Source organism: Rosenbergiella sp. YN46 (genome assembly GCF_036620675.1).
Classification (GTDB): Bacteria; Pseudomonadota; Gammaproteobacteria; order Enterobacterales; family Enterobacteriaceae; genus Jejubacter.
Genome location: NZ_JAZHEE010000041.1, coordinates 25,451 through 33,782, shown reverse-complemented (window position 1 = coordinate 33,782; position 8,332 = coordinate 25,451). Strand labels below are relative to the sequence as shown.

Sequence of the window (8,332 nt, the reverse complement as noted above, 5' to 3'; positions counted from 1 at the left end):
GGAAGGCGGCAAGCGCACAAGTCCCCGGGAGCATAGCCCACTATGTGACCGGGGCGCGTAAGCGCAGCCAACGCATCTGCAGCCCAAAGAATGAAGCAGAAAAAAATACCCGCCGGATGGGCGGGTACCAAAACAGGTCTGTTTGACAACATAAAGGTGCTTCACTCAACGTTATGTCCATGGTGTTCGATGAGGCAGCCTGGCTGCGACATCTGCTGGTGGACGATAAGCACCGCAAATGGCTCTGCGTCATTCCAGGATTTATGAGGCCCTGTGGCGAACATAAGAAAGGGAATGAGCATCTACCCTTTTATTATTGCACGTATCATGCCAGATGCAAATACCCCTTAAAATACAAGGAGTACCGCACTTGTCATTGGTATAGCCCCAATGGAGAAACCCAAACTGTCGCCCACAGGTGACAGTTAACGGCGGAAGATAAACAATTTACTATAAATCATAAAGATAGATGTCTTTCTTCGGCGACACCGGAACACCAGAGCGTTGCGATACAGCGACAAACGCCACCGGGACAGAGGCGGCCACGCAGACATCCAGCAAATAAAACGATTATTGGAGGAAATTTAAGAAAGCGGAAAACAAAAAAGCAGGCCTTAAGCCTGCCTTTCCGCACTAAGCGGAGTGGTCGGCGAGAGAGGATTCGAACCTCCGACCCACTGGTCCCAAACCAGTTGCGCTACCAGGCTGCGCTACTCGCCGAAATACTACCGTTTTGCTTCTTATTTATAAAGAAGAAGGATGTGGTGCGAGGGGAGGGACTTGAACCCTCACGTCCGTAAGGACACTAACACCTGAAGCTAGCGCGTCTACCAATTCCGCCACCTTCGCATAACCACTAAATAAATGGGGTGGCTAATGGGACTCGAACCCACGACAACTGGAATCACAATCCAGGGCTCTACCAACTGAGCTATAGCCACCACTGTATTCTTTCACGCGGTATAAATATTACCACCGCAGCTCAAGCGCCTTGACTTAAAATGGCGCGCCCGACAGGATTCGAACCTGAGACCTCTGCCTCCGGAGGGCAGCGCTCTATCCAGCTGAGCTACGGGCGCGTAGCGCCGTTGCGGAGGGGAATACTACGGACTTCACGCCCTGCTGTCCATATGTTTTTTTAATAAAATGCGCGTTTGGTTATGCTTTGCACACTATGTCGATTAACTGTCCCGCTTCACTGACTCAAGGTAGCGCCCGAGTCCGAAAACCCGGTATGCCAGGGTCACGCCGACCAGAAATAGTCCCCCGACAAACAGCGACATACGGGTGTCTTCGTTAATACCCATCCCCACCAGCACGCACAGCAGAAACGCCATGGTCAACCAGTTCGCCCAGGGGAAAAACAGCGAGCGGAACGGATGACCGGCAATCGCCTCGCGATGCGCGCGGCGAAAACGCAACTGGCTTATCAGGATAACAAACCATGGCACCATACCGGGCAACACGCTGGCGCTGTAGACATACACAAAAACCCGCTGGGGATTAGGAATAACATAGTTCAGGCCCGACCCCACCAGCAAAATCACAATCGAGATAGCGACCCCCATCACTGGCACGCCATTTTTCGACACTTTCGCCATAGTGGGAGGTAGCTGGTGATTCTTCGCCAGGGCGAACAGCATCCGGCCGCAGCTGTACATTCCGCTGTTACACCCTGACAGCGCCGCTGTCAGCACCACAAAGTTGATAATCCCGGCCGCTGCGGTAATGCCAATTTTCGCAAAGGTCAGTACAAAGGGGCTACCGTTGCTGCCAATCTCATTCCACGGGAAGATGGTGATGACCACAAAGATGGCGCCGACATAGAAGATCAGGATCCGCCACAGCACTTTCCCGACAGCGCTGCGTAGCGTCACCTGGGGATTCTTCGCCTCGCCGGCGGTTATCCCGATAAGCTCTACCCCCTGATACGAAGCCACCACGATACAGAGCGCCGTCAGAAAGCCTTTCCAGCCACCGGCAAAGAACCCCCCGTGTTCCGTCAGATTCCCGAAACCTGTCGCATGGCCGCCATTGCCGAAACCAAAGAAGATAACGCCCAGCCCCACTACGATCATCACAATGATGGTGGTGACTTTAATCATGGCGAACCAGAATTCGATTTCCCCATACAACCGTACCGCAGCCAGATTGGCCAGCGCCACCAGTCCAACAGCCAGTAACGCTGGCAGCCACTGGGGTAGCTCAGGGAACCAGTACTGTACATACACGCCGATAGCGGTGATCTCGGATATCCCCACTGCCATCCACATAAACCAGTATGACCATGCCGTCAGATAGCCGAAGAAGGGGCTCATATAGCGATGCGCATAGACGGCAAAAGACCCCGTCACTGGTTCCAGGAACAGCATTTCACCCATCGAACGCATAATGAAGAACACGAAAATCCCGGCCAGAATATAGGCCAGCAGGACAGAGGGGCCAGCCCACTTAAGCGTGCTGGCAGAGCCCATAAACAGCCCCACGCCAATGGTGCCCCCAAGAGCAATCAATTCAATATGTCGAGCCTCCAGACCACGCTGGAGTTCGGGTTTCTTTTCAGCCATAGTTCCCTCGAATGGTGTTTGCAATCAGCCCGGCATCACACCGGTTATTATTATCATGCGTACGTATTCTCCCTTGCTGCGCAATGGTCGCAGACGGCGGACGGGCGCCATGATTTCCTGTTTTTTGCAAAATAGCAAACCGGATGTTACCGGGAAAGGCATCGAAAGGCGCCTGCGGGTGCGGGCTGCGCAGGCCGAAAAATCAAAGACGCCCGCTATAGTGCCAGGCAAGATAGCGCAGCAAACGGAGCTGACGCTTAATACGGGAAGGCTGACTAACCAGCCGATAGAGCCACTCCAGCCCCAGGTTCTGCCAGCCTTTTGGTGCGCGCTTCACATGGCCGGTAAAGACGTCGTAGGTTCCCCCTACCCCCATATAGAGCGCCTGAGGATACACCTGGCGACATTCGCGCATCACAATCTCCTGGCGCGGTGAGCCCATGGCGACGGTCACGAGCTGCGCACCGCTGTCGCGCACTCGTTCAAACAACGCCTGGCGCGATTCGGGCTTAAAATAGCCGTCCTGACTGCCCACGATATTCACTCCCCAGCGACTGCGCAGCAGCTCGCAGGTCTGCGCCAGCACCTGGGGCTGCCCACCAATCAGAAAGACCGGCGTGCCTTCTCGCCCGGCCTGTGCCATCAGCGCTTCCCACAGATCGGCCCCCGCCACCCGATTGATTTCGGCGTTAGGGTATTTCTTGCGAATGGAGCGCACGACGCTAATTCCGTCGGCATACTTAAATTCCGCCTCGCTGATCAACTCATGCACCAGCGGATCGCGCTCCGCCGTCAGGATTTTCTCGGCATTAATCGCCACCAGCGTTCCCTGCCGCAGCCCCATATCGGTATGCAGATAATCCAGAGCATGCGCCATATTACGCCAGCCCAGCAGCTTCATGCCGCGAATGGTATATACCGGCGCCTGTGTCCGTTCATTCATCTTGCGTTACTTATCCGTTTGTGTAAAAAGCGTGTTACGGGGCGCCGTGCCGCATTCGCGTATCAACCCTACCCGCGCGAAAGCTCTGAACAGCAGCCGGGCAAGCCACAGGCATAATCCAAAGACCAGCATAAAAAAGACCACTCGCGACACAAACGCATCCAGCCCTTCGCGCGCCAGTACGATCATATTGAAAATAGCCCCGAAGCAGAAGCTGTGCAGTATCGCCGCCTTATAGCGATTTTTCGTTCGGTTCCCCAGCGCAAAAAGCCAGTCAAACCACTTAATAATCAGCCCTACCACCACGGCGCCGGGAACGACCAGCCAGTAGCCGCCCATCACCAGTAGCGAGCCGATAAGCGTCGGGGAGATCGCCAGGCCCGAGTGGTTGCGCAGTACTTCCCAGGTAAAGTAGTTGGCGCTGTTCAGCACCGCCGAGGGGCGACCCGGCCACAGCCAGGAAGGAATAAACACATAAAAATCCCGCACGATGGGCGCCAGCCCCTGGAAGTCAATCTTATCGTAGTTCTGAATCAGCAGCGCCAGGTTTTCCCAGGGGGAAAAGGTATCGCGCGTCAGATAGAGGAAGGTGTAAAACGCCTCACTGCCGCTCACGTTCAGACCATAGCGTTTCAACGCCAGCCAGAACATCCCGACGATACCGGCCACGCCCGCGGCTGCCAGCATCCACAGCGAAATCCAGCCACGCAGAATGCCGATAAACAGGAAGATGGCGAACGCGATAATAATATTGGCGCGAGTTCCACCTACCAGTGCATAGGTCAGCAAACCAAATGCGACGGTACTCACCAGAAATAACAGCCAGGCACTTTTCGTCTGACGCAGGAAGTAGAACACCAGCATGGCCGGAATAAAGAAGTAGAAGAAGCGCTTAAGCGCCACTCCCGCCACCTGGCTTGAGAAAATCTCGCTGTAGGAGTGCAGACGAAACAGCAGAAACCCATTGAGAATAAAAAAGATAGCCACGCTTGCCAGCGCCACCGTCAGCAGCAGCATAAACGTCAGTTGCGCTTCCACCCGATTAATACTAAATCGTTCCGGACGTGCGCTATCGGCCGCCGCCGCACGCAACCGGGTTTTATAGGCGGTGTAGTAAACGGCATAGAAGCAGCTGGCGGTCATCAGCGCCTGCTGGAGCGTCCAGGCGGGCAAAACCTCCACGTTAAAGCGATAGACCAGCGTCATCGTTAACGGAAAGCCGAAATAGAATGTCAGCAGAAACAGCAGCGAAAAGAAGACATTGAAATTAAAACGTACCCGACGAAACTCACGCCAGGTAACGGTACCAATAAACAGCACCGAGGCAAGCCAGATAATCGCCAGACCGCCAGACTGCAGCAAACTCATGCTTTCTCTTCTCCTGATGCCACTTGTAACGCCCGCTTCCAACCGTCGATATAGTTGGGGCTAAAAAAGGCGATGTCGTTCTTATCCACGCTTTTCAACTGACGCTGCGCTTCGCGCACCACATCCTCATTAAGCGTGTCGCCGGTAAACAGTACCGGAATCTGTTGCTCCGCCATATCCTGCCAGAACGGGTTTTTCCGGCTCAGCACACAGGGAATTCCCGCCTGAATCAGCAGGCAAAGCGTGCCAATCCCCTGCTGGCGTTCAAAGATGAAATAACCTAAATCGCACTGGCGCAGCAGCGTCAGGTAAGCGTCGAAATCTATCCGCTCACCTAATATCTCCAGACGCTCGGGGCCGAACAGCTGACTTCCCGCCTGTTGTACCTCATCAATATAGGCCTGGTTCCCCTCAGGATACCCCATCGGCACTACCACCCTGGCGCGATCGCCAAAGTGTTGATGGATCTCGCGTAGCGCCTCGATATGCAGGTTGCTGCGATCGCCGGAATTTCCCACCAGGATCTGCACAAAATCCCGCTGTTTCTTCTCATTATCCAGATTGTTAAGGGACGGATCCATCCGGGTGGGGAAATAGAGCAGCTCACCAGCCGTCTGCGGATAACGCTGGTGAAAATAGTTAAGATCGCCGCGCGTGGCGAATACCCGCCCGACCCGCCGCTGCGCCAGGCGTCGCAGGCGATAGAACAGCCGAAACTTCAGGCTGCCGGAAACCTCGTAAAGGTCAGCGCCCCAGATATGCCAGTTAAACTGCGACGGTTTAATACCGCCCCACAGCAGCGCCAGCCATAAGGCCTGATTAAACTGGCCGTGGAACAAAAAACGCTGACGACGATCGCTGCGCGCGCGCACCGTTACCGCCTGGGCCAGCGCCTTTTTAGTGGTAAAACGCTCAATCGCAAGCACCGGATAATCCGCCGCCAGTCCAGGGTCGTCCGACACCACCATAAAGCGTCGCCCCTGCTCCGGCGCAGCCAGCGTCTGCTGGAAGAAGTTTAGTACGGTACGGTTGTGGTGAGGGATATCCGATCCCAGAACGTGAATCAGTGTCGTCATACGCGTTTACGCCACAAAAGAAATGCACAGCCACACAGGGAGAACCAGACGATATAGGTCGCCATATAAGCCTGAGCTGCGCCCAGCGCGCCATGCTCCGGTATCAGCCAGCGAGAAAAACCGGTCAGCAACGCGAACTGGCTGATTTCCGCCAGGACATAGAGCCGCAACGACGCTTTAGCAATAATCAAATAGCCAAAAACATAAGCGCCGACCTTCAGCACATCCCCCACCAGCTGCCAGGCGAACAGATCGCGCATGGCGGTAAACTTTGCCGAAAAAAGCAGCCAGATGGCAAAATCGCGCAACACCCAGACGCCGAAACCCACCAGCGCTACTGACGGCAATACGAAGCACAGCGATCGGCCGATTTCGCGGCTGATATCCGACTTCGCCGTCAGCCTTGAGAGCGTCGGCAGCAGATAGACGCTAAACGAAGCGGTAATAAACTGCAGCCAGGCGTCGGAGATACTGCTCACTCCCTGCCAGATCCCTACCGCATCCCAGCCATAACGTGCCGCCAGCAAGTTACGCATCATCACATAAGCCACCGGCATGGTGATCGACGTCATCAGCGCCATAAAGGTGAACTTGCTAAGATTAACCGCCGTTTCTCTGTCCCAGCAGGGCTTAAGATAGCTCAGGGGCAGGTGGCGCCGGCGATGCAGAATTATCGCGCCGGGGATCACCACCAGCGCAGGCACCAGCGCCAGCCCCAGCAGCGCACCAGGATATCCCCCCAGACGCCAGCTCACAAGCCACGCCAGTACTCCGATCAGGCTGCCCAGAATCAACGCCAGCGCATTCCCGGCGGCGTCGCGGAAGCCCTTGATAATCGCCAGCGCCAGATTCGCCCAGGCGATTCCCAGTTGAACCAGCGCCACCAGACGCACCAGCCCCTGATAGTCCCGGTGTCCGAACAGCCCCTGGCTAATGGGGCCGGATGCCAGCAGAAATATCAGCGCCAGCAGGGTCGAAAAGCCCAGCACCATCGCCGAAGAGGTGCCCACCACCAGACGCAAACGCGATGAATCATCCAGATACTGGGCAACGTACTTAGTAACGCCGTTAAAGATACCGGCACCGGCCAGTACGCCCAGTACCGTCACCAGTTGGCGAAAATTTCCCGCCATCCCGACGCCCTCTGGCCCGTAGGCCACAGCCAGCAGTTTTACCACCAGCAGACCGGCACCGATCTTGACCAGCGTGGACGCCGCAGTCCACACCGAAGCCCTTGCCAGCGACATCAGGCAAAGTAGCTCAACAGCGAATTAATAACCGTACGCTGATTGACCGCGCTCAGGTTATAGAACAGCGGCAAACGCAACAGGCGTTCGCTCTGTGAGGTGGTATAACGATCGTCGCCGTGGAAACGCCCGAAAGCTTCCCCCGCCGGGCTGCTGTGCAGAGGAATGTAATGGAATACCGCCAGAATCTCCGCCTCTTTGAGCCAGTTAATCAACCGGCTGCGATCGTCGGCATCACGCAGTTTGATATAAAACATATGGCCGTTATGCACGCAGCCCGCAGGCAGGGTCGACAGCTCAATACGACCTTTCTTTGCCAGCGGCAACAGCGCGTCATAGTAGTTCTGCCACAGCGCCAGGCGCTGCTGATTAATGCTCACCGCCGCTTCAAGCTGCCCCCATAAATAAGCGGCCTGAAGATCGGCCATCAGGTAGCTGGAACCGATATCGCGCCAGGTGTATTTATCCACCTGGCCGCGGAAGAACTGGCTGCGGTTAGTGCCCTTTTCACGGACGATCTCGGCACGCTCTACCAGCGCCGGGTCGTTGATAAGCGTCGCTCCGCCCTCACCGCCCGCCGTATAATTTTTGGTTTCATGAAAGCTGTAACAGCCGATATGGCCGATGGTACCCAGCGCCCGACCTTTATAGCTGGCCATCACGCCCTGAGCGGCATCTTCCACCACCCACAGCTTATGCTCGCGGGCGATGCGCATAATGGTGTCCATTTCACAGGCCACGCCGGCATAGTGTACCGGCACGATAACCCGGGTTCGTTCCGTGATCGCCGCTTCAATTTTTGTTTCGTCGATATTCATGGTATCCGGGCGGATATCCACAAAGACAATACGCGCACCGCGCAGCACAAAAGCGTTGGCGGTGGAAACAAAGGTATAGCTCGGCATGATCACTTCATCGCCGGGCTGAATATCGAGCAATAGCGCCGCCATCTCCAGCGAGGCGGTGCAGGAGGGCGTCAGCAGCACTTTTGCGCTACCGAAGCGCTGTTCCATCCACTGCTGGCAGCGGCGGGTAAAACCACCATCGCCGCACAGCTTACCGCTGCCCATCGCCGCCTGGATGTAGTCGATCTCTGTCCCCACGACCGGAGGTGCGTTAAACGGAATCATT

The 8,332-nt window shown here is 55.8% G+C and carries 6 protein-coding genes and 4 tRNA genes; all 10 read right to left on the bottom strand.

All coding sequences use genetic code 11. The annotated features are described in order from the left end of the window. Positions 1 to 643: 643 nt before the first annotated feature. The 10 genes from V3W49_RS19970 to rffA all read right to left on the bottom strand — a co-directional run bounded on the left by V3W49_RS19970 (position 644) and on the right by rffA (position 8,331). Positions 644 to 720, bottom strand: a tRNA-Pro gene (locus V3W49_RS19970). Between the two features lie 42 nt (positions 721 to 762). Beyond that, a tRNA-Leu gene (locus tag V3W49_RS19965) sits at positions 763 to 849 on the bottom strand. A gap of 16 nt (positions 850 to 865) precedes the next feature. Beyond that, a tRNA-His gene (locus V3W49_RS19960) sits at positions 866 to 941 on the bottom strand. Positions 942 to 1,002: 61 nt separating this feature from the next. Beyond that, positions 1,003 to 1,079, bottom strand: a tRNA-Arg gene (locus V3W49_RS19955). Positions 1,080 to 1,181: 102 nt separating this feature from the next. Then, complete coding sequence (thrP, locus tag V3W49_RS19950) at positions 1,182 to 2,567, bottom strand: bifunctional threonine/serine APC transporter ThrP (RefSeq protein WP_500147741.1); 1,386 nt, start codon at positions 2,565 to 2,567, stop codon at positions 1,182 to 1,184. A 202-nt stretch (positions 2,568 to 2,769) separates the two neighbouring features. Then, the gene (wecG, locus tag V3W49_RS19945; RefSeq protein ID WP_500147740.1) at positions 2,770 to 3,510 is read right to left on the bottom strand and encodes a lipopolysaccharide N-acetylmannosaminouronosyltransferase; all 741 of its coding nucleotides are present in this window, start codon (positions 3,508 to 3,510) and stop codon (positions 2,770 to 2,772) included. A 6-nt stretch (positions 3,511 to 3,516) separates the two neighbouring features. Beyond that, positions 3,517 to 4,878, bottom strand: a complete 1,362-nt coding sequence (wzyE, locus tag V3W49_RS19940; RefSeq protein WP_500147739.1) for an ECA oligosaccharide polymerase — start codon at positions 4,876 to 4,878, stop codon at positions 3,517 to 3,519. Next, the gene (gene wecF, locus V3W49_RS19935; protein WP_500147738.1) at positions 4,875 to 5,954 is read right to left on the bottom strand and encodes a TDP-N-acetylfucosamine:lipid II N-acetylfucosaminyltransferase; all 1,080 of its coding nucleotides are present in this window, start codon (positions 5,952 to 5,954) and stop codon (positions 4,875 to 4,877) included. Before wecF ends, wzyE begins: the two co-directional genes overlap by 4 nt. After that, positions 5,951 to 7,201 carry a lipid III flippase WzxE gene (gene wzxE / locus V3W49_RS19930; RefSeq protein WP_500147737.1) on the bottom strand — a complete coding sequence of 417 codons (1,251 nt, stop codon included), beginning with the start codon at positions 7,199 to 7,201 and terminating at the stop codon, positions 5,951 to 5,953. The genes wecF and wzxE overlap by 4 nt, the downstream gene beginning before the upstream one ends. Beyond that, the gene (gene rffA, locus V3W49_RS19925) at positions 7,201 to 8,331 is read right to left on the bottom strand and encodes a dTDP-4-amino-4,6-dideoxygalactose transaminase (RefSeq protein WP_500147736.1); all 1,131 of its coding nucleotides are present in this window, start codon (positions 8,329 to 8,331) and stop codon (positions 7,201 to 7,203) included. The genes wzxE and rffA overlap by 1 nt, the downstream gene beginning before the upstream one ends. Position 8,332: the final 1 nt, after the last annotated feature.

Excerpts from the sequence above, each read along its gene's own strand:
- thrP (WP_500147741.1), bottom strand. The coding sequence starts at position 2,567 with ATGGCTGAAAAGAAACCCGAACTCCAGCGTGGTCTGGAGGCTCGACAT.
- wecG (WP_500147740.1), bottom strand. The coding sequence starts at position 3,510 with ATGAATGAACGGACACAGGCGCCGGTATATACCATTCGCGGCATGAAG.
- wzyE (WP_500147739.1), bottom strand. The coding sequence starts at position 4,878 with ATGAGTTTGCTGCAGTCTGGCGGTCTGGCGATTATCTGGCTTGCCTCG.
- wecF (WP_500147738.1), bottom strand. The coding sequence starts at position 5,954 with ATGACGACACTGATTCACGTTCTGGGATCGGATATCCCTCACCACAAC.
- wzxE (WP_500147737.1), bottom strand. The coding sequence starts at position 7,201 with ATGTCGCTGGCAAGGGCTTCGGTGTGGACTGCGGCGTCCACGCTGGTC.
- rffA (WP_500147736.1), bottom strand. The coding sequence starts at position 8,331 with ATGATTCCGTTTAACGCACCTCCGGTCGTGGGGACAGAGATCGACTAC.